Source organism: Paenibacillus allorhizoplanae (assembly GCF_927798215.1).
GTDB classification, from domain to species: Bacteria; Bacillota; Bacilli; order Paenibacillales; family NBRC-103111; genus Paenibacillus_E; species Paenibacillus_E allorhizoplanae.
Genome location: NZ_CAKMMW010000007.1, coordinates 201,915 through 228,033, shown reverse-complemented (window position 1 = coordinate 228,033; position 26,119 = coordinate 201,915). Strand labels below are relative to the sequence as shown.

Genomic DNA, 26,119 nt, shown 5'->3' with positions numbered 1-26,119 from the left:
GCATGCAGCTAGTCTTCGTTGCGTTCCTGCCATTCTTTGATGATTCGGACAAACACATTGGGGAACGCATAATTCTGGAGATCTTCCGGCCCTACCCAACGGTAATGGAATGGAATCCATTCCTCTCCCGTACTTGGGCGATTCGCATCACCGAGCTTAGCGCGGTATACCTTCATTTTCCACACAATATGGCTGAAAATATGCTCCGCATCCATGAACCACTCATCGGGCTGAATCCCGATCTGCTCTTGCTCGGCAAGTGCCTTACGAAGCCCGGACATATTGTCCTCATCGGATTGCCATCCGGACGACGGCCATTCCACATGTGGGAGCTCCCACATGCGGGCTAGCAAGCCCTCTTGCGGGCGCTGTCTGATCAACCATTTGCCTGCATGCTCACCTGTGCCTTCGATGAAAGCCACTGCCCGCAGCTCTGGACGGGGCGGTTTGGCTTTCTTTTTGATGGGCAGGGCTTCTTCCATGCCCGCTTCACGCGCTGAACAGTGTGCCATGACAGGGCACGTCAAGCAGTGTGGTGATCTCGGTGTACACACCATGGCCCCCAGCTCCATCAGGGCTTGGTTGAAGTCGCTGGCTGTCCCTTCCAGTATGAGCTCGCGCGCGAGCTTCTCCATAATCGTCCGCGTGGACGGCTTCATAATATCTTCTTCGATGAGAAAATAGCGCGAAAGCACGCGCATCACATTGCCATCGACAGCCGGCTCAGGCTTGTTATAGGCGATGCTGAGAATCGCCCCTGACGTGTACGGCCCGACGCCTTTGAGCGCGGAGATATCGGCTTTATTTTGCGGGACAATGCCTTCGTAACGTTCGTGAACTTCTCTTACAGCGGATTGAAGGTTCCTCGCACGTGAATAATAGCCGAGTCCTTCCCATGCTTTCAGTACATTTTCTTCTGGAGCCGTCGCTAATGCCTCAACAGTTGGAAATTGATCCACAAACCGATGGAAATACGGAATCACCGTATCCACGCGCGTTTGCTGCAGCATTACTTCGGAAATCCATATATAATAAGGGTTTTTACTTCTTCGCCAAGGTAAATCACGTTTATGTGTCTGGTACCAATCCAAGAGATTCTTGGAAAAATACATCTTCTGTTCTTCGCTGTACATGAGCACTCCTTCTCTATGGGGCACGTTCAAGTTATAATGGATGAGATGAATAGATATGGTACCATTATACGAGAAGTGTGGAACATAAAACTAGAGGTGAATGTATGCAAACGTCGAAACAAGCCGATTTGAACCAGACCAAACAACAGAGTTTAGAAAATAAAAGAAAAGATTGGCTGCGCGATGCACAGGGCTTAATCACTCTGTTATTCATTTGGGGCGCGGAGTGGGTGTTTAGTGCTGCGGTTGATTTTGCCCTTTACTGGCGCGACCTGGATTGGCTCAAACAAGCGGCTTTCGTTACAGCCGTGGTGGCCAGCTTGATCCAGATTTGGGGAATGCGGAAACTGTTTAACACAGGGGGTACGCCTACAACGAATGATGCTGTGAAGAGCTGGGGCCATCCGGTATTCCTAGTGCTGCCAGGAGCACTACTCGTTGCTGCGGTTGCTTTCATGGAGGCGATTGGCGCGGTGAACCCGTTTTTCGCTCCTATACTTCGCTCATTCCTACTTGCAATTGGGTTCGTACAGGTCGGACTGTTGCTTGGCAGGTCCCTTATTTATTTGGGCGTGTGGCTATTCGCGCTAGCCGCTGTAATGAGCGTGTGGTATTTGGGCTATTCCGGTGTGATTCTCGAGGGAATGGGCGGCATTAGCCTGCTTGTTAGCGGGTATATGCTGCGAGTTTGGGCAAGATAGGGAGCTAGTTGCAGGATGGGAACACTATCAACTAACTGGAAACCCTCCAGCTAATTTCAGAGAAATTCATGCTTTTCAACGATTAGATGGTTTTTCTGCATCTAATTTCACCGAATGGAGTTACTTTGGCTAATTCGGTGAAATTAACGGCAGAAAATCCATCTATTTGCTTTTATAGTCGAAATCCCCTGCATTTAGATGCAGAAAATCCAGTTGAGCCGCCGCAAATTGCAACATATGTGGAAGTCGCTATTTACACTTGCTCAACAATCGCATAAGCCGCAGCCATAGAGCCCGTATGCGTAATGCTGATGTGAATACGATGACTGCCTTGAAGCCCTGCACGCAGCATGGCTTCTTCTTTCACGTTGCAGACCGGTTTGCCAAGTGCATCCGGCAGCACTTCTACATCCTGAAAACCAATCTGCTTGCCAATGCCGCAGCCGATGGCTTTCACGATCGCTTCCTTCGCAGCGAATCGCCCAGACACAAACTCCGCGAGCCGTCCGCGGCGCTTTTGTGCCAACTCCCGCTCCGCTGGTGTCAAAACCCGCTCCAGAAACCGATCGCCTGAAGATCCCTCTACCATTTTGCCAATCCGTTCAATTTCAATTAAATCCGTTCCGACCCCAATGATCATCGCTCAACTGGCCTCTTTTCTACTAACGATACGCTTTGCGTACAATTTAACCGATTCCTCCACTAAGGTCAAGTGAATGGACATACACAAGATCCATAGCTTACGTCGAGGTAAGTAAGTAACACTATTTTCAGGTCTTATGCCGATCTGTATCAGGCGTTATACTAGGCGTAGAACTTATAGCTTAGGAGGCCATCATAGTGAAAATCATGCCACTGGAAAGACGCGGGATTTCAAATAGCCGAATCGTGTTCGGATGTATGGGATTAGGGGGAGATTGGGCCGGTAATCCATTAACCAAGGAAGATTACATCACCGCTGAAAAAGCTGTAGAAGCCGCGTTATCCATCGGAATTACCATGTTCGACCATGCTGACATTTATAAAAGAGGGAACTCCGAGACTGTCTTCGGTCAGGTTCTCAAAAATAGACCTGATTTGCGCGACCAAATCATTTTGCAATCGAAATGCGGGATCCGTTTCCAAGATGATCAGAACCCACAGCGTTTTGATTTTAGCAAAAATCATATCCTAAGCTCCGTCGATGGTATTCTCGGTCGTCTTGGGGTTGAGCACATCGATATCTTGCTGCTGCACCGTCCGGATCCGCTCATGGAGCCTGAAGAAATCGCGGAAGCTTTCAATACGCTGCGCTCAGCGGGTAAAGTTCGCCACTTCGGCGTGTCCAACATGACGTCTGCGCAAATGCGCTTCATCCAAAACTCACTTCCTGAGCCACTTGTCGTGAACCAGTTAGAGTTAAGTTTAGCTCGCTTAGATTGGATCGAGCAAGGCATTCTGGTGAATCAGAAGGTAGGCGCCAACGTTAATTTCGCCGACGGCATCCTCGAATATTGCCAAATGAACGACGTTCAAATTCAGGCATGGGGCCCGCTCGCCAAAGGGAAGTTCTCAGGCAGCGATATCTCTGATGCGCCTGACACCGTCAAGAAAACGGCAGCGCTTGTTCAGAAGCTTGCCGCTGAGAAAGAAACAACGCCAGAAGCTATCGTGCTTGGCTGGCTCATGAGGCATCCGGCCCGTATTCAGCCGGTCATTGGCACTTCCTCCGCCAAACGTATCGTCGCTTGTGAAGATGCAGTTCGCATCGCTGACACCATGACGCGCGAAGAGTGGTATACGCTGCTCGAAAGTTCCCGCGGCTTGCGTATGCCGTAGCTTTCATAAAATCCCCGTCCTCAACATAACAGGACGGGGATTTTTCAATTAGCTGATTACTTCACGCAGATCCCGATACTCCTGGGGGCTAACCCCCTCCATCTCTTTGAATACTCGGCTGAAATGCTTCACATTCTCAAAGCCAGCCCGCTCGCTGATCTCGTATACCTTGAAGTCCGTCGTTGCGAGCAGCTCCCGTGCCCGTTCAATACGCAGCCTTTTCAAATAATGAACGAAGCTTTCTCCGGTGTACTCTTTGAAAGCCTGACTGAAATAGGAGTAGTTGAAGGAAACATGATTCGAAACCATGGCCATATTCAAATCTTTATCAAAGTTCTCCTGTATGTATTGTGTCGCTTTCTTCATTTCTCTGTGATCGATATGGAACGTCTTCATCGTACGCACATACGCATTGAGTCGATCCACAAGACCCTCGACACTATGGAAATAATCGGAGAAATAATAGAAATTCGAGATATCCCCGACCTTTTTGAACAGCCGCAGGATCTCCACAGACTCTCCACCGTACACATGAAATACTTTATCAAAAACAAGCTCATTCAAGGCTTTGCTCACAGCCTCTACATAGCCGATATCGAGCTGAGTCACGGTTTTCATGTCGAGTATTTCCAATAGCAGCGCGGACATTTCCTTATTGCGGTCTGTTCCGAGCATATTGGCGATTCTTTGAATCGTAGCAACAGGCACAGTGAAATCCTTGTTTTTATGACAAATGCTCTCATAGCTCACACTGCCTGGCCCCGACTGCAAGAACGTATACTTAAGCGCCTCTAGCGCTTCCGCATACGCAGGCTGCAATCGCTCGGCTCCACGCGTGTAGTCACTTACACCCATGCTGTACATGAAATAACCTGCTGGGGCGATCCGCTCCGTCAAATACGGAAATAAGTCAGCCTGCTCGGCAATTAGCACTAACTGATTTTCTTTATCTTGAATGATCGCGTGCCGATGATGGTAGTGCTCTGGCACATGAGCAAGCTCATCTTGGATACGAGCCAAGAATTCGGAATGCTTCATCCCTGTTATCGTTCCCCGATAATGAAGGACGCCGACTTGAAAACCCGTCTCCACCCAAGCCATATCAATCTGCCCCAGCTTGCTCCGCATGGTCTCCCCATCTATATGGGAATGCCTGAGCATATAACTCAACTGACTCTCCTTGAAGGCTTCCCGTTGTTGTAAGGAGTTACTCAGTTGCTCAGATATCTGCTCCTTCAGCTTCAGATCATTCTCCAAACGAACTAGCGTGCTCGACAGCTCATCTCGAATAATGGGCTTCAGGAGATATTCCTTCACCTCGCAACGGATCGCTTCCTTCGCATAGGGGAAGTCATCATGCCCGCTTAGAATGATAACGGCAGGCTTCAGAACCATCTCCTGAATACGATTAATTAGTGTAATCCCGTCCATCACAGGCATACGAATATCTGTAATGACAATATCTATAGTAACGCTACGCAACAGCTGCAACGCTTCTTCGCCATCCCCAGCAAACTCGAACGTATATGCTTCTGGAAATTCACGGGCAATCATGGCTTTCAAGCCGAGTCGGATATTTTTCTCATCGTCAACGATAAGTATGGTTCTCATTCGTAGACATTCCTCCAGATAATATCAAATAAGGCAGCTTCATGAATACTTTGGTATACGTCCCCTCCGCACTCTCTACCCAAATCCCATACTCGTTCCCATAGTACATTTTAATTCGCTGCGTCACATTGCGCATACCGATGCCGTTGCCTTCCTGCTCTCGCTGAGGCCTATTCCCATATTTGTTATGAAAATAAGCATCCTCCATTTGCATCTTCTCGTGAAGCTCTTCCAGCTGATGCGCTGACATGCCTGCGCCATTATCTCCAACCTCAATGAGCATGCCATCCGCACTCTCGCTTGCACGAATCCAGATCGTAACACCCTCCCGCCTGGCCCGATCGATATTCATGCCGTGCTTTACCGCGTTCTCCACAAGGGGCTGCAGCGACATTTTCAACACTTCTTGCCCTAGATAGCTCTCGGGTATATCTAGTTTCAATTCTAATTTATCATCATAACGAATGTTCATGATCGCGATGTAATTCTGAATATGCTGGATTTCATTGCGGAGCTGGACCTGATCACTGGACCATTTCAGACTGTAGCGCATCATGGCGCCAAGTGACGTCAATGCATTAGAAATCGTATACTGCGCTTCGACTTCGGCCATCATTTTTAAATTTTCCAACGTGTTGTATAGGAAATGGGCGTCGATCTGATTCTTCAATGAACTCAGCTCCGCCTCTTTCGTCGCCGCTTGTTTATTCACAGCCTCCACGATGAGCTCATTCATTTTCTTCATCATTTGCCGGAAATGATGGGCAAGCTCGCCCACTTCCCCGCCAGCATCCATATCAATTTGCACATTGAGATCGCCTCTGCGCACCTTTTTCATCGAATCACGCAGGATATGCAATTTCTTCAAGATTAACCCTTGCAGGAAATATGTAATAGCTGACAGTAACGCAATTAACACAACAGCAGCCGTGATAAAGATATTGCGGGTATGATGGATTTGCGTCACGGGTTCTTTTAAAGACACCACATTCAGCAAGTGAGCATCCAAGTTATCGATGACCGTTGTCAAAATGAGATACAGCGTATCCCCGATGGTTACAGTGAAATTAGACCCTTCGGGATGCGAGTTGGCGTTCCACGCTTGGCGCAGCAGCTCCATGTTCATGCTTTTGAAAAACGTATCGCCATTCCCCGTGAACATCCCACCATGTCGATCGATAACGAGCATGTGCGACTGGCCATCCTGAATGGGACTGAACAGCTTCTGAAAAAACTTCTCCATCAGCATATCCACCTCAAGAATGGCAACACGCGTGTCCTTCGGGTAATAAATCTCTTTCAACAGGGATACATACGTCCAGCTGGCTTCATTATCCGTGTTGTACCGATTCATAATATCTTTCTCATTCTGCAAAATTTCCCATCGAGCCTCGCCCTTCCGCTCCAGCACATCCTTATACCATGGGCGATTGGCAATCCGGTTTTCTTTGAGAAAAATGGGCCAAATCTCCTCCGTATTCGGATTATCCGTAAACAAGCGAACATTCGCGATACTCGGATTGTTAAATAGGAGCCGCTGTAAATTTGAAAACGTATTCATATTAAAATCAACAAGTTCAGACACTTCAAGCTCATGAGCGCTATGCAGATATTGAATAACCTCTTTGTCCGTTATGGAAAACTGAGCGGCGCGTCCCATCGCTTCAATATTGTTAAGGATACTCGCCTTCTCGCTCTCTAAAGCGTACTGGTTATTGTTCACGGTGTCTTGAATCGTATTTTGGTAAAATTCATTAAATAAATACCAAGAAATCAATATAATGGGAATCAAAATGATGATAATATAGGCACCGATTAGTTTCGTTTGAATCGAAATACGATTCGTCATCTGCGTAATCCGCATTCTCCCTTTGCCCAGCATGGTTCCCATGGTCTCATATCCCGTCTTTCTTTCGGTAGTTCTCTTATTTTAAACTAAAACGCATCGGATGCGGGAACTATTTGCGGCGAAAAACCCGAAAACCCGATAAATTCGGGTTCTCAGGTCAACTTATAGATTTACTTCGCGGATGCGGCAATTTTCTTCGTGTTCGATTCAAATTCTTTCTGTTGGTAGGCCTGCACCTTATCCAATCCAGCTGCTTTTCGATCTTTTTGGTATTTATCGAACAATTGATAGAATTCAGCATCCGTCTTGGCTAATAACAATTTCGGAAGCGTTTTGCCCCACGCCTGGGCGATTTTCGTATTGGCAATTCCCTCTTCCGATGTCCCTGTTGGCACAATGTTGTCGTACTGCGAGAAGCTCTTCGACTTGCCTTTTGTCCACTCTTCAGGTTGTTTAATAGGTTCTACGCTAGGCGGCGCCCATTGCAGATTCATATTGGTATCCATTAGCATCCAGAAAGTGTAGGACGATCCGTATTTTTTATCAAAAGCAGCTCGGTCTTTATTCATCAGATCCAACACTTCTGGCTTAAATTGATCTTTGCCATTGATGGTGTCATAGCTGACGCCTTTTTCACCAAGGTACAGATCTTTATTTCCTTCCTCACTAATGAGGTAGCTCAAGAATTTAATTGCTCTTGCTTTGTCCTTCACGTCTTTGGAAATCAAGGTCACTGTCCAACCGGAGATACCAGGACCTGCTAGGGTTGGCGGGCTTTTTGCAGCATTAGCTGGACCGTCAACGGCAATATAGACTTTGTTTGGATCTTTTTGGTACAGGGAAATATTTTGATTCGCTAAATCAGAACGTTGATACAACATGGCGAAATAACGGCCTTGGGCAATCTTTTCCTCCATTTGAGGGCGCTTATCGATAAAAATATCTTTAGCCAGCAAGCCCATTTCATTGGCTTTACGGAACGTTTTGAGCCAGCTCACAAACTCTGGATCTGTGGAACGATCATAGAGCTTATTATCTTTTTCATACGGAATCGCTAAGAAATTCTGCAGCATGGAACCATTTTGACCAGCATCGAGCAGTGAACTATTCCCTAAGTCTCCGAACTCATGCAAACCTAGCGGAATCAGTGGCTGACCGTTCACATCAGGGAACTTCTCTTTCGCCGCTTTGAGTGCGTTCAGAAACCCTTCTTGTGTTCTCATATCCGGTTTACCGATCGCCTCATACATATCTTTGCGCACAAGGAACGTTTGGTTGGATACGAAGTTTTGCCCGTATTTCTTATAGTCCTCGGAGGAGGAAGAAGCGTTCGGATAACCATAGAAATTGCCATCTTTCTGTGTGTACCACGATGTTTTAGCCGGGTCAGCAACCTTAATGAAATATGGATCATACTGTTTGGCAAGCTCATTTAGCGGAAGCACCATATTCCCTTCGATCATTTTCTTCACAGCATCTTCGTACCAACCTAGCGTGATAAAATCAGGCAGTTTACCCGATGCAATCATCGTATTCAGCTTCTCGTTCTCATTGCCAGCAGGCACGATAAAGTTGATATTCACACCGGTTTTCTTGGTTATGTACTGCGAAGTGGCATCAACGCCCCATTTATTAGGAAACCAGGAAAAGTTAAGATACCAATCGAACGTAATCGGCTTCGTATCGGATTTCCAACCTGGATCATTTGCATTAGCTACAGGCGCAGCGGATTGCGGTGCAGCCGTTTCTGCTGCTTTGGTGGCCTCTGGGCTTGCAGTGCTGGTGCTGGTCTCTTTATCAGTTGTACATGCGGTTATTGAAAAAGCTGTAAATAAAGCAAGTAAGGTCGTTAGCGTTTTGCGTGGTTTCCTCATTGGCGTTTCCCCTTTTCGGATTCATTATGTGTAATCTCTGTTCGATTAACAGAGCTGGCCACCTGTGTTACGTGAAGATAAACCTGATTAGCCTTTAATGGAGCCAATCATAAAACCTTTTACAAAATACTTCTGTAAGAATGGATAGACCAACACGATAGGTAATGTGGTCACAACCATCGTGGCTAACTTAATGGACTGAGACGATACCGTCTTCGCCACACTTCCCGTCGTTGCTGCCATCATTTGATTGGAACTGGACTGCGCAACTACCCGATAGAGATACGTCTGAATGGGTTGAAGCTCGCTTTTGTTAATATAGATCATCCCGGTGAAGTAATCATTCCATTGGTAGACGCCATGAAAGAGGGCAATCGTAGCTACGACAGGCATAGACACCGGCAGGATGATTTGATAAAAGATTTTGAAATCATTTGCGCCATCAATCTTGGCGGCCTCCTCCAACGCGTCCGGGATTTCTCGGAAAAAGGATAAGAAGATAATAAGATCAAAGAAGCTGAACATCGCCGGAATGACATACACCAGGAAGCTGTCGAGCATCCCCAAATCTCGAATTAATAAGTAATACGGAATTAAGCCTCCGCTGAAAAATAAGGTTACCGTACCGATCAGCATGTAGACGTTGCGGCCGATTAACTCTTTGCGGGAAAATGCGTAGGCAACCATCGCTGTAAAAAGCACGTGAACCACGGTACCTATCAGCGTTTTCGCTACAGTTACTCCCATCGCAAGCATAATGCCATTGTTCGCAAATACAGCCCTATAGCTGTCGATGCTGAACACCCGTGGCCACCAATAGATCCCCCCTCGCATGGCGTCATTCCCTTCATTGAAGGAATTGACGAGCACATACCAGATCGGGTAAATGGTAACGAAGCAGATGACTAGCATGAATATAAAGTTGAAATAATCGAATGCAGCCTCTTTGTAGGTTCTGCGATTCAGGGAAAGCATCGTTGGCTCACCTCCTTGCCTAGAAGCATTATGTTTTTAAAATAAGGATGTGTTATTAAGTCGTTTGGTAATGAAATTCGCCGAAAGCAGTAAAATGAGTGAGATGAGAGACTTAATTAAGCCGACCGCAGTAGCATAGGAAAAGCGGCTCTGACGAAGGCCTACTTCATATACATACACATCAATTACGTTGCTGGCGCTGGCGTTCAGTTGGTTTTTGAGTACGAGAATTTGATCGAAGTTGGAGTTGAGAATACCGCTCACTGACAGAATAAACAGAATCGTGATCGTTCCTTTAATCGAGGGAAGGGTCACATAGAACATTTTCTGAAAGCGTCCTGCCCCGTCGATCGTAGCCGCTTCATACATATCCGGAGATACGCCGGCCATCGCAGCTAGATAGATAATCGCCGACCAGCCGAGCTCCTTCCAGATATCAGAGGTGACGATAATACTCCAGAAATACGAGGGCTCTGCCAAGTAACTAATAGGCTCTTGTATAATGTTTAGCGCCAGAAGGAGCTTATTAACTAGGCCAACGTCGGCTAACCAAGTGGCGAGAATCCCCCCGAGAATAACCCAAGATAAGAAGTGGGGTAAATAGGATATGGTTTGAACCAGCTTCTTGAAACGAATAGAACGAAGTTCATTCAGAAACAAAGCGAACACGATGGGAAGCGGAAAGCCTATGACGAGCTTGAGTACGCTCATCCCGACAGTATTTTTAATGACACTTGCCAAATTATCATCTTCCAGAAAAGCCTTGAAGTGCTCAAGCCCCGCCCAGGGTGCTGCGGATATGGGTTTCACAATATTGAAATCCTTGAAGGCAATGATGATCCCGTACATGGGGACATAGTGAAAAATGATCATCCACGCGACACCCAGCAGCGCCATCACCTGCAAATATCGCTGTGCGTATGCGATGCGGAGCAGCCTTGAGGCAGATTTGCGGAATGGGACTGACTTGTGATTCGGAGTGGCGATGTCCGTCTCCGTCTTCATTTCTGGCTGCACCTCCTGTGTCTTCGTCCTTGTAAGCACTTTCACTTTACTCATTATAGGTCTTCTATTCCGGCGATGTAAGGCTTCAAATTTCAGCTATGGTTACTATTTTTTGGGTGACTTCTACTCCTAATCCTCCTTCTACTCCTAAAACCGCTTCAACCATCCAGCCTGTTCTACGCCCATTAAACAAATTAATGTATTTTATGTAGCTAATTTTGCTGATTCTCCCCATTTGGGAGCACTAGATGGATTTCCTGCAGTTAATTTCCACCAAAGTCCACCAATCGGCCATTCTTCCTGATATTAGCTGTATATTTTACAGTTATTCGCTAAATCTTAGATAATATGACAATTTTAGCTGTATATTTTACAGTTATTTGTTTATTTAAAAAAGACCCAAGGCATATTTAGCCTAGGGTCTACTTGTGTTATGGCATTAATTTCTTACTGGCACAGCTGTCGGTACCGGCGTTAACTCTCTCACTGCTGGGGCTGCTGCTGGCGCTGATCTTGGCTTTCTCACTTCTGGGACTGCCGCTGGGCCTGATCTGGATCCCTCCACTGCTGGAACTGCTGCTGGTACTGAACTTGGCTTCCTCACTTCTTGGGCTGGTGCAGGTGCTGATCTAGACCCCTCCGTTACTTGCGCTGGTACAGGTGCTGGGGCTGATCTGGACCCTTCCGTTGCTTGGGATGCCGCAGGTGCTGGACTTGACTCCACTGTCGGAGTAGTCGGTGTAGTCGGTGTCACTACGTCGGTAGTCTTGGTTTCACCTGAAGTTTCAACTGAGGTATTCTTATCCGTCCCCGTTGTTATCGCACTTGTATCTGTTGTCTTCTGATCAATAATCGGCGAATTCGATTCGGTTGCTGATTTCTTATCCACACTCGCATTCGTCAACGAGCACCCACTAATGATGAGAATGGCAGCCAAACCAAGGAACGACCACCGGTACGAATTAAATTGAAACTGTTTAATCATCATAATTCTCCTCTTTAACTGTGACTTATTTCCGGATAAATGAACATTGCCAGGCACACTGACGGGTCGCACATAGCTTTCCAATAATTGAATGAGTGTATATCCGTATTCTTCTCTCCGAGCTGGTTCTATATAAGAAAGGGCTAAAGCATCGCTTGCGATCTCCTGGTCTTCACGTATCCGTTGATGCGCGTACCAAAGTACAGGGTTGAACCAATGAATAATCAACAAAAATTGCATCAGCCAATTGACGCCAATATCATTTCGTTTGCAATGTGCCAATTCATGTAGAAAAACATGCCGTAATTGCTCATGGTTTAAACTGTTAATGACCGACTGCGGTATGACTAAACAGGGGTTCCTGAATCCAAATAACGTGGGTGTGGACAATTTGTTTGATACCACTAATGTGACTGGTTTATGTATCGACATTAGCTGATGGCTCTGAGTGAATAACTGTAAGATGCCGTTGTCTGTGATCGGTCTCGTTTCTTTCGTTATTTTCAGCGCAAATTTACGGTTGATCACGAAGGTATATATCGCAAATAGGACGATTCCAAGCACCCATACGTACATCGCATATTTATACAAAATATTCGACAACGAGTCACCAATTGCCAATTCCTCATGCGTTCCTATCGCTACTGCTGGATCGAGTTCGCGAATAGTTTCAGGGTAGGATAACCAATTATAAATGCTTAAATGGCTCTCCAAGTGCCAAGGCAGGAGCAGTCTTACGATCACCAATAACCACATGAGATAGTGCCATCTAGGTTTGATCCGTTTATGCAGGATGCGCTGAATCAGCATGATGAACACTACTGTAATGGTTGCCATGATCGATACCGATAGGATCCAATCAAAAAAACCTGTAAGAAGTTCACTCATTGGGTTCACCTTCATCCCTCCCTTCTTCCCTAGAAGTGGAACCTTGCTGGAGCACTGCCCATTCTCGGGTTCCTTGTCATTTGTTTTTACCGTCCAGCATATCTCTTAACTCTTTGATATCTTCCTCCGACAATTGCTCCTCTTTCAAAAAATTAACAAGCATCGGCTTAAACGCCCCGCCATAAATTCTTTTCAGAAAAGATTGCGTCTCCGACTTCACACACTCGCCCTCAGAGACCAAAGGGAAATAAGCATACACCCTGTTCTCTTGCGTAAACGAGATCGCCTGTTTCTGCGCTAACCTGTTCAATAACGTTCGAATCGTTTTGGGCTTCCACTCTGTCCGCTCCTGCATGGCATCAATAACTTCATTGGCTGTGCGTGGTGATTCGTTCCAGAGTACCTTCATAACTTCCCATTCGGCATCCGTAATATGAGGGACCGTCTTCACATCGTTTCCTCCTTTCGGTTGGATTACAACTGTAATACAATTTGAATATTACAGTTGTAATCCAGCGTTGTCAAGCTGCGTAAGTTTAAGAAAATGAAAAAGAAAGAGAAAATGAAAAAGACTATCCATATTTAACATGGATAGTCTCTTTACTCCAAAACCTAAATACCTGGAATCGGAACACGCTTGTGCTCGGTTTTCACATATTGCTTCTCCAGCTTTTCTTGAATAGCTGGATCAATTTGCTTACCTTCGAGATAGTCGCTGTTATCACCGTAGGTGATGCCTAGCTCGTCCTCGTCGGTTTGGCCATCCCAAAGACCCGCTGTAGGCGCTTTGTCTAACACGCTTTGCGGTACACCGATCTTCGCAGCGAGCGAGCGCACTTGGCGCTTGTTCAACGTGCTCAGCGGTGTAATGTCAACTGCGCCGTCGCCGTACTTCGTATAGAAGCCGGTGACCGCTTCAGAGGCATGATCCGTGCCTACGACGATCAAGCCCAGCTCGAAAGCCAAGGCATACTGCATCACCATGCGCGTCCGCGCCTTGATGTTGCCTTTGCCGCCGCGGCTCACATGCTGGTGAACGCCGATGTGCTTGAGCCCGTATTCGACTTCGATGGCAATCTCGTCGACGGACTCTTCGATGTTGTTCTCGATTTGGTATTTCAAATCGAAGGCTTTCGCCACCGCGTAGCTATCTTCGATATCGACTTGTTGGCCATAAGGCTGGAACACGCCGACGGTTTTGTATTCTTTGCCTTTTTCCGCTGTTAGCTCGTCTGTAGCTTGCTTACACAGTCCTGCTGCTACCGCGCTGTCGATACCGCCGCTAATCGCGATCAGCAGACCGTTCGCGTGCGCGCCAAGCACGTAATTTTTCAGGAAATCCACACGTTTGCGAATCTCTTCATCAATATCAATTTCAGGTTTAACGCCGAGCTTTGCGATAATTTCAGCTTGTAAACTCATGCAACTCTCCACCTTTTATCTAAATTTTGGAATGATGCCTTCTTTGAGATCTAGTATAGACTTTCGGCTCTCAAATTTCAAAGTGTAATCCACAGTAATTTCGAAAACAGCGGACTCGGGCTACGTGGTGTATCTGTAGATCGTCGATAATTTCGACGATCTACACCAGCGGGGCCGAAAGACGTACGAGTTAGTCGGTTTTTCCGACTAACTCCACCTGCAAAGCCCCTAAACACTCCAAGTTAGTCGGTTTTTTCGACTAACTCCACCTGCAATGCCCCTAAACACTCCGAGTTAGTCGGTTTTTCCGACTAACTCCACCCGCAATGCTTACTCCTCCCTGAGGTGAGTCCGCAAAAAGAAAAAAGCCCACCTGCTCATTGGCAGGTAGGGCCTATATGCCTAACAATTATTATTTGCAATATTGTTCAAAAGCACCAATCAAATCGCCAGCGATCATGTCTGCGGAACGATCTTCGATTTGGTGACGTTGAATGAAGTGAGCTAGCTCACCGTTCTTGAACAACGCGATGGAGGGGGATGATGGCGGGTATGGTGCCAAGTACTCACGCGCTTTTGCCGTAGCATCCTTCTCTTGACCCGCGAACACTGTGTATGTGTAAGTTGGTACCGTTTCGTTTTGAAGAGCTTTCGCAACACCTGGACGACATTGACCAGCTGCACATCCACAAACGGAGTTTACGACAAGTAACATCGTACCATCCTTGGATTTTTCAATTGCTTCTTCCACTTGCTCAGGAGTCAAAAGCTCCGTAATTCCCAGACGAGTCAAATCTTCTCTCATCGGTTTAACCATATCTTTCATGTATGAATCAAAAGACATTGCCATATGTGCCACCCCTTAGGATTTAATAGTTACTCTTAAAACGTAATGACTATAACTTATATTATACATCCGTTAGCGATGAAAGCAAAGTCCAATGTCCCAGCCTCCCGGCAAAGAAATAAAGCGAAAGCTGTTAGGCTTCCGCTTCATCATTCTTTTTGCTAGTCGTAGCTTCGGCCGTCACAGAGGCCACATTCTTATCCGCATGGGTAAATATCCCGCTTTGCGGCGCGACGCCCTCTTCAAAAATCTCCCGATTCTCGGCACTTTGGAAACCAACATCCTTAAAGGGATGCACCCACTGGTCGCCTGCCATGACTTCGGGGTTCGTATCCGACGTCCACTGCTCCAGGGGAGAGTTATCGGATTCATAATCATGATCACCGATGGTTACCCCAAACTCATTCACAAATGGCGCTCTCGGGCCTCTTCCCTGCTCAAATTGCGGCAAAAATTCGATCTCGTAGGGATCGAGCTCGCTCTGGTCCTTGGACGTGGTCGACTTCTTCTGATCTTGACTCATGTGGATGGGCGGTTGGGGCCGTCCAATTTTTTATCATAGCCCTCTTTACTTGCAGGTTTTTTATCACGCTGTTGATTTTGCTGTTCTTGCTGGATTTGCGTTTTGGAATCATTCTGACTCATATCCATCAGCTCCCTTCTGCCCGTAGTATGTGACAAAATAGGGAGATTCATTCCAATAATCAGCATGAGTAGATTCAGTAACTGCCCAGGGGTAAGATACAAAGCGGTCGGCTCCGCCAAAGCGAAATAGCTCGCAACCATCCCCGCTGCACCACCATAGAACAAGGTGATTTTCAGCAGCTTGCCTGTTCCTAGAAAGGTTGTCGAACGAGCTGTCCACAGCTGCTGCCACACCAGTAAAGGCACCAATAAGACCGCCAGGTACGCATGATGGGGATGAAATCTCGACACCGTACCTTCCACGCCAATTCCCCAGGGCAACTGGGTTGGCAGCCCGAATGAAGGCGTCAAAGCCGCATATAGGAACACCGCTGACGCAGCACCAATCGCTAGCATATCCAATAAAACTCGCCAAGCAATACCATGCTTACGCACCTGATACGATAAGTAAATGTAAGCTAGTACGATGCCTACTACGATCTCCATCTTAGAGCCTGCTGTCAGAAGCAGCTTCATCGGGCTCTCCCATAGCAAGGATGGCTGTGTCAGCAGACTACCCAAGCGCCAAGTAAAGAACACGATCAAGACACTGTTCAAAATCAGATCATCCAACCCTTTTACGGCTCCCCGATCCGTATCGGGCACTTCCAGCTCCACCCGATTCCATTGCCGCACTACACGCCGCATCAGCCAAAACCCGAGCACACAAGCCAACAATAACGCGACTAACTGCCCCTGCAATTGCAGCGGTCCGATTTGTACCACTTCAGGCATAGGTGACCTCCGACTCTTTTTGCCTAAACATAACATTCATGCACTTAACTTTCGACAAGACGCTTACTATTTCCTGGGAAATTTTGCAGAAGAGCGTGAACGTTTGTCTAAATCCCTCGAACTTACTGATGAACGATCTCCAGCGTTCTTTGTCCCCATCCTATTTCCCGACAAAAGGAAACAACAGCTTCTGATTCTCGTTCGTATACATGTTATCCTTGGTGATGACCTCGGAACCCGTATCCATCATACGTTTGACCGTTTCGCCGCGATGCGCTTGGAGTGCCGTTTTGACAGCGAGATATCCCATGTTAAAAGGCTTCTGCACGACTGTTGCTTGCAAAATCCCAGCCTCAAGGAAGGAAATTTCATTCATTGAGCTGTCGAAGCCGACAAGCTTTATTGTTCGCCCAGGGTCCATCTCCTTCAGGGCCCTCCCGGCGCCAATAGTCGAAACCTCATTCAAACCAAAAATGCCTTTGATTTCCGAGTGCTCCCTGAGAAGTTCCATCGTTTGCTCATACGCCTTGTCTTCAGATCCGTTACTATACAACGAATCTAGCAGCTTAACGGAAGCATCACTGTTCAAGCTATCCCGCACCCCGTTTTCGCGATCCATCTGGGTGGTCGAGGTTTTCACAAAGCTAACGATTGCGTACGTTGCTGGCCCTTGCACATAACCCTTCATCGTTTCCACAGCTTTGCGCCCTGCCGCGTAATTATCCGTTGCAATAAAGCTCTCCGATACGCCTCCCGCAAGACCTGAATCGACCGTGATCAGCGTAATCCCTGCATCTATCGCACGCCGAGCAACAGGAACTAGCCGATTATAATCCGTTGCCGCCAGGATAATCGCCTTCGGTTTCTCCACTATGGCTTGTTCCACAAGTTTAATCTGTTCCTCGATTTGTGATTCCGAAGCGGTCCCCACGATCTTAATCTCTGCATTATACTCTTTCGCGGCTGCAAATACGCCTTGATTCAACACCTGCCAGAATTCCACATGTGGATCAATCGTCTTGGGGATCACAATAATTGCATTGTTCTTGGCACCCAATTGGTTAGCGAAGATTAGATATCCCGTGATCAGAATAACGGCAGCGGCAAGCGTAATCACAACAGCACTCACTCTAATTTTCAAAAGAACACCTCACTTCTAGCCTTCACCTTGACCCGGAACGGGCGGCATTTCAGGAAACGTAATCGTGACTGTCGTACCCTCTTCGAGTTCGCTTTCGAATTGCAACCCGTACAGCTCTCCAAAGTACAGCTGAATGCGGTGATTCACATTTTGCAAACCGAACCCTTTACCTGATTGTGATTGATGCGTCGTTTTCAGTCTTAAAGCCTTCAACTGCTCCTCGCTCATGCCAACACCGTTATCCATAACCTTAAGCTCGATGACACCGTCCGACTTCCGCCCGGTAATACGGATATGCCCGCTTTCTGCCAAATGCTTCATGCCATGATAGATCGCGTTTTCCACGAGCGGCTGAAGCACGATTTTCAAACTACGATCCTCCAATAGATCCGCATCCACCTCGATGTCGTACGTGAATTTATTACGGTAACGGATATTTTGTATCGTTAAATAGTTCTCAATATGAGCCAATTCCACACGAATAGGAACGAGTTCCTCTCCTTTGCTAATGCTCGAACGCAGCAGCTTGGACAAGGCAGAAGTCATCGTCACGACATCATCGACTTTCCCCATCTCGGCCATCCAAATAATCGAATCCAGTGTATTGTATAAAAAATGAGGCTGAATCTGCGCCTGCAAGGCCTTTAGCTCGCTAATCCTTTTGACCTCTTGATCCAGTACCGTCTGGCTCATCAGCTCTTTAATTTTGCTAATCATCAGATTGAACGTCCGAGACAGCTTGCTAATCTCATTCGCGCCTTCCACATCAACACGGATATCGAAATTGCCCTTCTCGACTTGCTTCATGTGCACTTCGAGCTGTTTAATCGGTTTGGTCAACGTGATCGACAGCCAAATCGAAATCGCCAGCGCAATAATAAGCGCAATCCCTCCCCACATCGCGGATGTCAGCTGCATCTCTTTCTTGTTCCCGCTGAGATCACCTGCATAGGTTACGCCAATCATTTTCCAGCCAAAGCTTGTGGTACGCACGGTATAGATCTTATTTTCATCCGTCGCCTCCGTCTCGAACGTACTATCCTTGGCCTGCATCAAGGCGCGGATATCCTCGGACTTCAATCCCGAATACAGCAGCTGCTGCTGAGGATGATAAATAAGATCGCCGCTCTGATCGAGAATGAATACGTATCCCCGCTGGCCCAACTGAATTTGATTGCACAAATCATTAATGAGGTTAAAGTTCAGATCAACCAGCAGTACCCCGCTTGCGCCGCCTGGCTGCGGACTTGGCATCTGTTTCGAGATTGAAACGACCCATTTATATTCATTTTGATACACATGCTGCACATGCGACGAGGAAATGACGATATCTCCCTTGCTCCTGCTCGCTTTGGTGTACCATTCCTGTGAAATCAGCTCGGCATAAGACTTAAATTCAGGTGACACCCGATCCGATACAACAGCACCATTCGAACCGATGAACACAATGGAAGCGATATCATTTCGCGATGCAACGATTGTGCTGAAATAGCTGCTGATCTGGCGCTTCAACTGCTGCGCTTCCGTATCCTGCGGATTTTTCATAGAGAGATATTGCTTCAGGTCCGTATTGCTCAAAGAAAGCGTAGAAATGCTCTCCATATTGCCAATGTAAGTTTGAATGTTCTTATTCACTTGCTCGATCAATTGGTTCGTATAGGTCAGCGAGGCATCCGTTACGGCGACTGTTGAGAGCCGATAGGCGCTATAGCTGAGAATGACGGTTGTACATAAAATTAAACAAGAAAAGGCCAACGCGAACTTCGTATGAATGCTTTTGAATTGAAAAGATCGAAGTAGACTTCTCATAAGCTCAGCCCAGCCTTGTTGACGGCTCTGAACTCCTTCGGGGTCATACCCGTGTGTCTTTTGAAAATAACACTAAAATACTGCGGATCGCCATAACCTACCCTCGCTGCAAGCTCATAGGTTTTGAGTTGCGTGGTGGCTAGCATTTCTTTGGCTTTATCCAACCGGTATCGGGTTACATACTCAATGAAAGTCTCCCCCGTATACGGCTTAAATAAGGCGCTGAAATAACTCATGCTCATATAGATATGATTGCACACCTGCTGCAGCGAAAGCTGCTCATCGGCATAATGCTCATGGATATAAGCAACAGCGGACTCCAACTGCGCCCCTGACACATGCGTACGTTTCTCTGCAAGCCGATCTACGAACGCTAAACAAATGCCCTCTAACCACAGTCGCACATCATCTAATGTCTTGCGTGTGTAGAGTTCCATAAACGAATGATCGCCAAGCACATCTCCATCATCCAACCCCGTCTCCACCCCAGCATTCATCAGGGCGACGAGCAATTTGTGGAGCTTGCCGTAGCAAGATTCCATCGGACACGCCGACTTCTTCAAATCGTCGATCCACTCGTGCAGAGTGTTCGTGATGGCAGTCTTTTCACCTGTTTTGATCGCTGCAATCAATCTCTTCTCTGTACGTAAATAGCTCGAGTTATCTTGGCTGCTCCCGAACTCCATATCTCCAATAGAGATGATGCGATTATTCCCTAACATAAAGCGGTAATCCAATGCGGCAAGCGCTTCTTGAAAAGCCTTCGGCAGCTCCTGCAGTCCCCTGTACATGCGGCTAATGCCTACTGTGACGGTCATGCCCAAATATTTCTCAATACTGTATCTAGCTTGCTCGGCAAGCGTCTGACCGATGACCTCGACCTGGTTCTCCCTGCCCGAAACGAGACCGACAAGCTTATCATCACGAGTCCGAAAAACCGTACCGCCATGCTCCTTCTCTACAATTTCATGCAAAATATTATAAGCCGCAAATCGCAGCAGCTCCTCTTCCGCCACCTGGTCGCTGTACAGCTCCCTGCCAAAATCATCGATGTCGAGTGCTAGGACAGTATGTCCGGCACCCTCTAAGTTCAGACCGAACATCGGAAGCTTTCGCTCGATTTCGTCTTGCCGCATGCCGGACGTGACCAACCGTTCCAGAAACCGCTCGCGCAGCAAGGGCATACTCTCTTGGAATTGGTGGCGAAGGAACGTGATGTCCTCGTGCTGCTTGCGCTCCTCATCCAGCTCGAGGCATAGTTTCTGCAGAAATTCCGTGAATTCTGCGCTATTGATCGGCTTCAGCAAATAGTCCTTCACCTTCAGCTTAATCGCTTGCTTGGCATAGTCAAAATCCTCGTAACCGGTTACAATGACGACTTTAATCGTACGGTACTTGGCGACAATCCGCTCCGTGAGCTGAAGTCCGTCCATGAACGGCATATTAATGTCGGTGATAACGACGTCTGGCTGCAGCCGCTCAACCGCCTCGTAGGCGTCACGGCCATTATCGTAATCGCCGACAAGCTGGAAGCCGCAAGCTTCCCAGTTCGTCTTCTTCTTGATGCCTTCTCTGACTTCATCCTCATCATCTATCATGATGATTGTGTACATGGTCCGTTCACCTCTGGCTACATCGAATTAGGCTCTATGTGTATTGTACACAGCAGTCCCAGTAACTGGCAATGCATACTCCTCAATTGATGCGCTGACAAACGCGCAAAAGAGGCTGCATTTATTACAGCCCCTATCGCTTGTATGATTATTTTCGGAGAACCGATTACAGCTACAATGCTTATGAAGGTACGTTATGGCTAGACAAGAAGAACTCAAACTTAATCTCTTGATCCGCTGGAATCTGATATTCTTCATGAACAGGTGCACCCCAGCTGTCATCCCCGCCAACACCCATTTGTTTGCCAACAACGGTAACAACCGTATAATGAACCTCTGGCAGCTCAAAGGCATGATCAGCATGCTCAAGTTCAAATGCCGTATACGGAGACAAGTTGCACTCAACTGGTGCTAGTGGATCTGACTGAATCGACAGGCCGACACCAGCCACATCCGTCACATTCACACGGCGTACGCCCGTACGGTTACCTGATTCTTGTGGCACCAGATAAGGTGTAGGCAATTGATTCACCGGACGGCTAAATACGCCCAAGCGAGCACCGAAATTGCGGTCGATATAGTTTTCTTCAGGTCCCATCGCATACCATTCGGATTGACTATAATCCGCAGACATCTTGAACGATACAGCGAGTATCGGCAAATTCGGCAGACCCGTGGCACCCTTATAATGTGTATTCACACGAATCGTTCCATTCGCTAATACCGTGTACGCGATGCGAACGGTCACTTCAGCGTTGATGCTGAATTTGTAATCGAAAATGACAGTTGCTGAACCTTTTTCTTGGCTAAGCTCCCAATTGACGCATTTGCGAGCCAGACTAGCGGCATACCAAGCTCCAGCAGTGAAACTCATTGCTGTTCCTTTGTCATTATCCGTGGTAGCACGCCAGAACAATGGAACAGGCGGCGTAGCTATCATTTCGCGACCTTCATATTTCAACGAAACGAGTGATCCGACTTGTTTCGAGAAAATAGCGATAAAGCCTTTGCCTGTCACGCTCATATTCACATCGCCCTCAACGACAATGACTTCGCCAGAAGGCTGCTCAACCTGACGGCTTGCCGCTACCACAAACGTCGTTTCACCAAACGTAGTCTCAAACCCAGCATCCGCCCATAGCGTAGCTTCTCTTAGAACTAAAGAAGCCTGAATACAGTACTCACCAGGTGTTCCTTCTACATCCGGCAATTCAATTGGCAGACTGAATTCACTTTGAGCTTCGACTTCGATATTCGCTTGCCCAGCACCAATTTCTTTCCCCTCATGGAACAGACGGTACACAAGCACCAGATCATCTGTATTCGCAAATAAATTCTCGTTCACGATGTTAATTTGAGTTCTGGTTGGTTCCAGCTTGATATTTTGATAAAGGAATTTAACTTCCTGCATTTTAGGCGTGATTTGACGATCAGCAAAGACGAGACCATTACCGCAGAAGCTATAATCGGTCGGACGATCTTTGAAATCACCACCGTATGCCAAAAACTCACGGCCATTGCGGTCTTTTTTCACAATTGCTTGATCGATATAATCCCAAATGAAGCCGCCTTGATACATCGGATACTTGTTTTCAAGTTCTGTATACTTATGAAGGCCTCCGACGGAATTCCCCATCGCGTGCATATATTCGCAGCTAATGTACGGCTTATCAGGCTGACTATTGAGGTACGCCTCGATATCCGCTGGCTTCGCATACATGCGGCTTTCCATATCGCTTGTCGCGCCATAATTGCGATCGTAGAAAACACCTTCGTAATGAACAAGTCGTGTAGGATCCGTTTCACGGAAATAGTTGGACACATTCAGAATAACTTGCCCTGCATACGATTCATTACCGCAAGACCAAATGAGAATCGACGGATGATTCTTATCCCTCTCCACCATTGAAATCGCTCGGTCCATTACGATGTCTTGCCACGCCATATCGTTACCCGGAATGTTCCAGGAAGGCTCAACAGCACCCATCTTCTGCCATGAGCCATGCGTCTCTAAGTTCATCTCATCAATGACATAGACCCCGTATTCATCACAAAGCTCATACCAAAGAGTCTGGTTCGGATAGTGAGACGTGCGGACCGCATTAATGTTACTCCGTTTAAGCGTTTGAATATCCCACAGCATATCCTGCTTCGTAATCGCACGTCCGCTGCGGCTGTTAAATTCATGGCGATTGACACCTTTGAAAACAATACGTTTCCCATTGATGCACATCAGCTTGTCTTTCATTTCAAACCGGCGGAACCCGATCTTCTGAACGATGGCTTCAATTACATTTCCGCTTTCATCGTAAATCGAGATACACGCGGCGTATAAATAAGGGCTTTCCGCACTCCAAGGCTGAACAGTACCTGCTGAAAGGTTGAAAGTTAGGTTGCCTCCGCGGAATTCACCATCTTCTGTGAGGCAAATTTGCCCTTCCGCATCCTTCAGTTCAAGCTTAGCGCTGACGGACTCCGTATGTTCATTGCGAAGTTTGAGGTCAATTTCCAGTAACCCTTGCTCATACGCATCATCCAAATCTGCTTTCACACGCAAATCCCAAACATGGACTTTAGGTACGGTGTACAAATACACTTCGCGGAAAATCCCCGACATCCGCCAGAAATCCTGATCTTCCAGCCAGCTTCCAGTGCTTCGCTGATAGACTTCAACGGCCAGTTTATTCTCACCTTCACGAATATGAGGTGTTAAGTCAAACTCAGCAGGCGTAAAGCTGTCTTCGCTGTAACCGATAAATTCGCCGTTAAGCCAGACATAGAAAGCCGATTCAACACCTTGAAACGAAATATAGACGGGTTTGCCAATCATCGTATCTGGTAATTCAAAATTTTTCACATAGCTGCCAACTGGATTATGCTCTTGCGAAATATGAGGTGGTCGAAGCGCTTCTACACCATCCCATGGATACATCGTGTTGACATATTGTGGCTGACCCCAGCCTTGAAGCTGGATATGTCCAGGCACTTGAATATGCTCCCAAGCCGCGCAGTTATAATCCATTTGATAAAAAGACTCCACGCGGCTAGCGGGATTAACCGCGTAACTAAACTGCCATCGCCCGTTCAAGCTATGCCGCATGTCCATTGGTGCGCCTGCCTCCGCAGACGCCATCGAATGATAATAACGATGATCCGAATGGGCTTCCAGCCTATTCACTTTGAATACACGTACATCTTGAAGCCAATCAAGGCTTGGTACCGAATGTTTCATTCTTCAACGCCTCCCAAAAAATAAGACCCAAGAAGGGTCTCTAATTACGTACTATTTCACAGAACCAACCATACCAGCGACAAATTGTTTCTGCATCAAGAAAAATACGAGCGCTGTCGGCAGTGTTGAGATCACAATAGCGGTCATGATAACCCCAAAATCCGGTGAATAACTAGAACCTAAATTCGAAATTAACAAAGGAATTGTTCGTTTCTCCGGTGTTTGCAAGACGATAAGCGGCCACAAGTAATTGTTCCAGCTCGACATAAAGGTAATGATAGCTGCTGCTGAATACGTTGTTTTCATCGTCGGCATATAGACCCGGAAGAACAACCCTAATTCCGTTAATCCATCAATACGCCCCGCTTCCAGAAGCTCCTTCGCAAACATTTTGGTGCTTTGGCGGAAGAAGAAGATGAGAAACGCTGTCGTAAATGTCGGAAGGACTACCGCGTTCATCGTGTTAATCCCGATAAATGGAACCGCACGAGATAGGCTTGAAAACATTTGGTAAAGCGGAACCATTAACGCCGCGAACGGAATCATCATGGAGACAAGTAGTATATTGAATACGATGTCCTTGGCTTTGCTCCGATAGATTTCAAAGGCATAGCCTGCCAGCGAAGCAACGACTAAGGCCAAGATGGTTGTAGCCAACGAGATCCTCAAGGAATTCCAAAGTGCAGGAACGAGATTGATTGACTTGGTTAATTTATGGAAGTTGTCCATAAAATGCGATCCTGGTAACATTCTGCCCTGTGTAACGTCCACAGACAGATTCGTGGAACTAATGACCATCCATATGAATGGAAAAATGGAGATAAGCGCCACAGCAAAAAGGAAGACATAGATGATTGTACGTCTTAAACCTATCATTTTTTATCACCTGCCAATTTGATTTGAAGGACAGATAACACAATGATCATGACCACAACCGAATAGGAAACTGTTGCTGCATAGCCAAAATCAGGTGTGTATTTGAAAGAAAGATTGTAGATGTACTGCGATATGGAGAGGGTAGAATTACCTGGGCCACCCTTCGTAATATTCATGATCTCATCGAACAATTGCAGCGTACCAATCGTCGAGGTAATGGACGTGAAGAGAACAATAGGCTTAAGCATTGGGAACGTAATAAAGAAAAACTGTTTGAACGCAGAGGCTCCGTCAATACGAGCTGCTTCATAAATAGAGCTATCAATGTTTTGCAAAGAGGAAAGGAAGAAAATCATATTATATCCTGTCCAGCGCCATGTAATGGCAAGGATAATCGTAATTTTCGCCCAGAAAGGATCAGAAATCCATGCGATGGGCTGTGAAATCAAGTGAATCTTAATTAAAGCCATATTGATTAAACCATCGTTGCCAAACAAATATTTAAAAACAACGGAGTAGGCAACAAGTGAAGTTACGCACGGCAAGAAAATAGCTGTACGGAAAAACCCTTTGAAACGAAGCTTGCTATCATTTAACAATACGGAAATCATCATCGACAGAATGATCATGACCGGCACCTGGATAATCAAATAGATAAACGTATTTTTAACGGCAGTAATGAAAGTCTTATCGCTAAAGAGCCGCTTATAGTTGCTGATCCCGTTGAAATGTAGATTAGCACCCGCGCCTGTTTTAAACGAAAGCAGCAATGCCTGAATCATGGGATAAAAGTAAAACAAACATATCATCAATACGGCAATAGCGATAAACAGCCATCCCGTAAGCTTTGCACGGCTACGCATCGAGTAGTTCATTGAGTCCAAATCCTTCCTATTCTTAGCGATTAAAAATTGAACGCTG

At 46.7% G+C, this 26,119-nt stretch carries 22 protein-coding genes; 2 read left to right on the top strand and 20 right to left on the bottom strand.

Annotated features, from left to right (window positions below):
• Positions 1–8: 8 nt before the first annotated feature.
• Positions 9–1,133, bottom strand: coding sequence for an A/G-specific adenine glycosylase (mutY, locus tag L6I86_RS14675; protein ID WP_236288182.1), 1,125 nt, complete (start codon positions 1,131–1,133; stop codon positions 9–11).
• A gap of 104 nt (positions 1,134–1,237) precedes the next feature.
• On the opposite strand from mutY, the gene L6I86_RS14670 reads away from it, so the two are divergent.
• Complete coding sequence (locus L6I86_RS14670; RefSeq protein ID WP_236288180.1) at positions 1,238–1,834, top strand: hypothetical protein; 597 nt, start codon at positions 1,238–1,240, stop codon at positions 1,832–1,834.
• A 253-nt stretch (positions 1,835–2,087) separates the two neighbouring features.
• Here the strand turns inward: L6I86_RS14670 and acpS are convergent, their stop codons facing one another.
• The gene (acpS, locus tag L6I86_RS14665) at positions 2,088–2,474 is read right to left on the bottom strand and encodes a holo-ACP synthase (RefSeq protein ID WP_236288178.1); all 387 of its coding nucleotides are present in this window, start codon (positions 2,472–2,474) and stop codon (positions 2,088–2,090) included.
• 200 nt (positions 2,475–2,674) lie between these two features.
• Here acpS and L6I86_RS14660 point away from each other — a divergent pair, with 200 nt between their 5' ends.
• Positions 2,675–3,652, top strand: a complete 978-nt coding sequence (locus L6I86_RS14660; protein WP_236288176.1) for an aldo/keto reductase — start codon at positions 2,675–2,677, stop codon at positions 3,650–3,652.
• A 48-nt stretch (positions 3,653–3,700) separates the two neighbouring features.
• Here L6I86_RS14660 and L6I86_RS14655 read toward each other — a convergent pair whose 3' ends face one another.
• The 18 genes from L6I86_RS14655 to L6I86_RS14570 form a co-directional block, all read right to left on the bottom strand.
• Complete coding sequence (locus L6I86_RS14655; RefSeq protein WP_236288174.1) at positions 3,701–5,263, bottom strand: response regulator; 1,563 nt, start codon at positions 5,261–5,263, stop codon at positions 3,701–3,703.
• On the bottom strand, positions 5,241–7,154 hold the full coding sequence (locus L6I86_RS14650) for a sensor histidine kinase (protein WP_236288172.1): 1,914 nt from the start codon (positions 7,152–7,154) through the stop codon (positions 5,241–5,243). Before L6I86_RS14650 ends, L6I86_RS14655 begins: the two co-directional genes overlap by 23 nt.
• 128 nt (positions 7,155–7,282) lie before the next feature.
• Complete coding sequence (locus tag L6I86_RS14645; protein WP_236288170.1) at positions 7,283–8,986, bottom strand: type 2 periplasmic-binding domain-containing protein; 1,704 nt, start codon at positions 8,984–8,986, stop codon at positions 7,283–7,285.
• A gap of 87 nt (positions 8,987–9,073) precedes the next feature.
• Positions 9,074–9,961, bottom strand: coding sequence for a carbohydrate ABC transporter permease (locus L6I86_RS14640; RefSeq protein WP_236288167.1), 888 nt, complete (start codon positions 9,959–9,961; stop codon positions 9,074–9,076).
• Positions 9,962–9,997: 36 nt separating this feature from the next.
• Positions 9,998–11,020, bottom strand: a complete 1,023-nt coding sequence (locus L6I86_RS14635) for an ABC transporter permease (RefSeq protein WP_420851890.1) — start codon at positions 11,018–11,020, stop codon at positions 9,998–10,000.
• Between the two features lie 31 nt (positions 11,021–11,051).
• A complete protein-coding gene (locus L6I86_RS14630; protein WP_236288165.1) occupies positions 11,052–11,201 on the bottom strand; it encodes a hypothetical protein in 150 nt (49 codons plus the stop codon).
• 204 nt (positions 11,202–11,405) lie between these two features.
• Entirely contained in the window at positions 11,406–12,839 is a 1,434-nt protein-coding gene (locus L6I86_RS14625) for a M56 family metallopeptidase (protein WP_236288162.1), read from the bottom strand.
• 76 nt (positions 12,840–12,915) lie between these two features.
• Positions 12,916–13,248: a BlaI/MecI/CopY family transcriptional regulator gene (locus L6I86_RS14620; RefSeq protein ID WP_216626205.1), complete on the bottom strand. Its 333-nt coding sequence runs from the start codon at positions 13,246–13,248 to the stop codon at positions 12,916–12,918.
• Between the two features lie 203 nt (positions 13,249–13,451).
• A complete protein-coding gene (gene nadE, locus L6I86_RS14615) occupies positions 13,452–14,261 on the bottom strand; it encodes an ammonia-dependent NAD(+) synthetase (protein WP_056617478.1) in 810 nt (269 codons plus the stop codon).
• 412 nt (positions 14,262–14,673) lie between these two features.
• Positions 14,674–15,111 (bottom strand): BrxA/BrxB family bacilliredoxin, encoded by a 438-nt coding sequence (locus tag L6I86_RS14610; protein WP_236288159.1) that lies wholly within the window; start codon positions 15,109–15,111, stop codon positions 14,674–14,676.
• 130 nt (positions 15,112–15,241) lie between these two features.
• A complete protein-coding gene (locus tag L6I86_RS14605; RefSeq protein WP_236288157.1) occupies positions 15,242–15,631 on the bottom strand; it encodes a DUF3905 domain-containing protein in 390 nt (129 codons plus the stop codon).
• Positions 15,628–16,527, bottom strand: coding sequence for a prolipoprotein diacylglyceryl transferase (locus L6I86_RS14600; RefSeq protein ID WP_236288156.1), 900 nt, complete (start codon positions 16,525–16,527; stop codon positions 15,628–15,630). The genes L6I86_RS14605 and L6I86_RS14600 overlap by 4 nt, the downstream gene beginning before the upstream one ends.
• A 160-nt stretch (positions 16,528–16,687) precedes the next feature.
• Positions 16,688–17,668 (bottom strand): substrate-binding domain-containing protein, encoded by a 981-nt coding sequence (locus L6I86_RS14595; protein WP_236288154.1) that lies wholly within the window; start codon positions 17,666–17,668, stop codon positions 16,688–16,690.
• A 15-nt stretch (positions 17,669–17,683) separates the two neighbouring features.
• Positions 17,684–19,477, bottom strand: a complete 1,794-nt coding sequence (locus tag L6I86_RS14590; RefSeq protein WP_236288152.1) for a cache domain-containing sensor histidine kinase — start codon at positions 19,475–19,477, stop codon at positions 17,684–17,686.
• Entirely contained in the window at positions 19,474–21,090 is a 1,617-nt protein-coding gene (locus L6I86_RS14585) for a response regulator (protein ID WP_236288149.1), read from the bottom strand. Before L6I86_RS14585 ends, L6I86_RS14590 begins: the two co-directional genes overlap by 4 nt.
• 181 nt (positions 21,091–21,271) lie before the next feature.
• Positions 21,272–24,322: a beta-galactosidase, LacZ type gene (gene lacZ, locus L6I86_RS14580; protein WP_236288147.1), complete on the bottom strand. Its 3,051-nt coding sequence runs from the start codon at positions 24,320–24,322 to the stop codon at positions 21,272–21,274.
• 51 nt (positions 24,323–24,373) lie between these two features.
• Positions 24,374–25,198 (bottom strand): carbohydrate ABC transporter permease, encoded by an 825-nt coding sequence (locus L6I86_RS14575; RefSeq protein WP_056617458.1) that lies wholly within the window; start codon positions 25,196–25,198, stop codon positions 24,374–24,376.
• A complete protein-coding gene (locus L6I86_RS14570) occupies positions 25,195–26,061 on the bottom strand; it encodes a carbohydrate ABC transporter permease (RefSeq protein ID WP_420851889.1) in 867 nt (288 codons plus the stop codon). Before L6I86_RS14570 ends, L6I86_RS14575 begins: the two co-directional genes overlap by 4 nt.
• Positions 26,062–26,119: the final 58 nt, after the last annotated feature.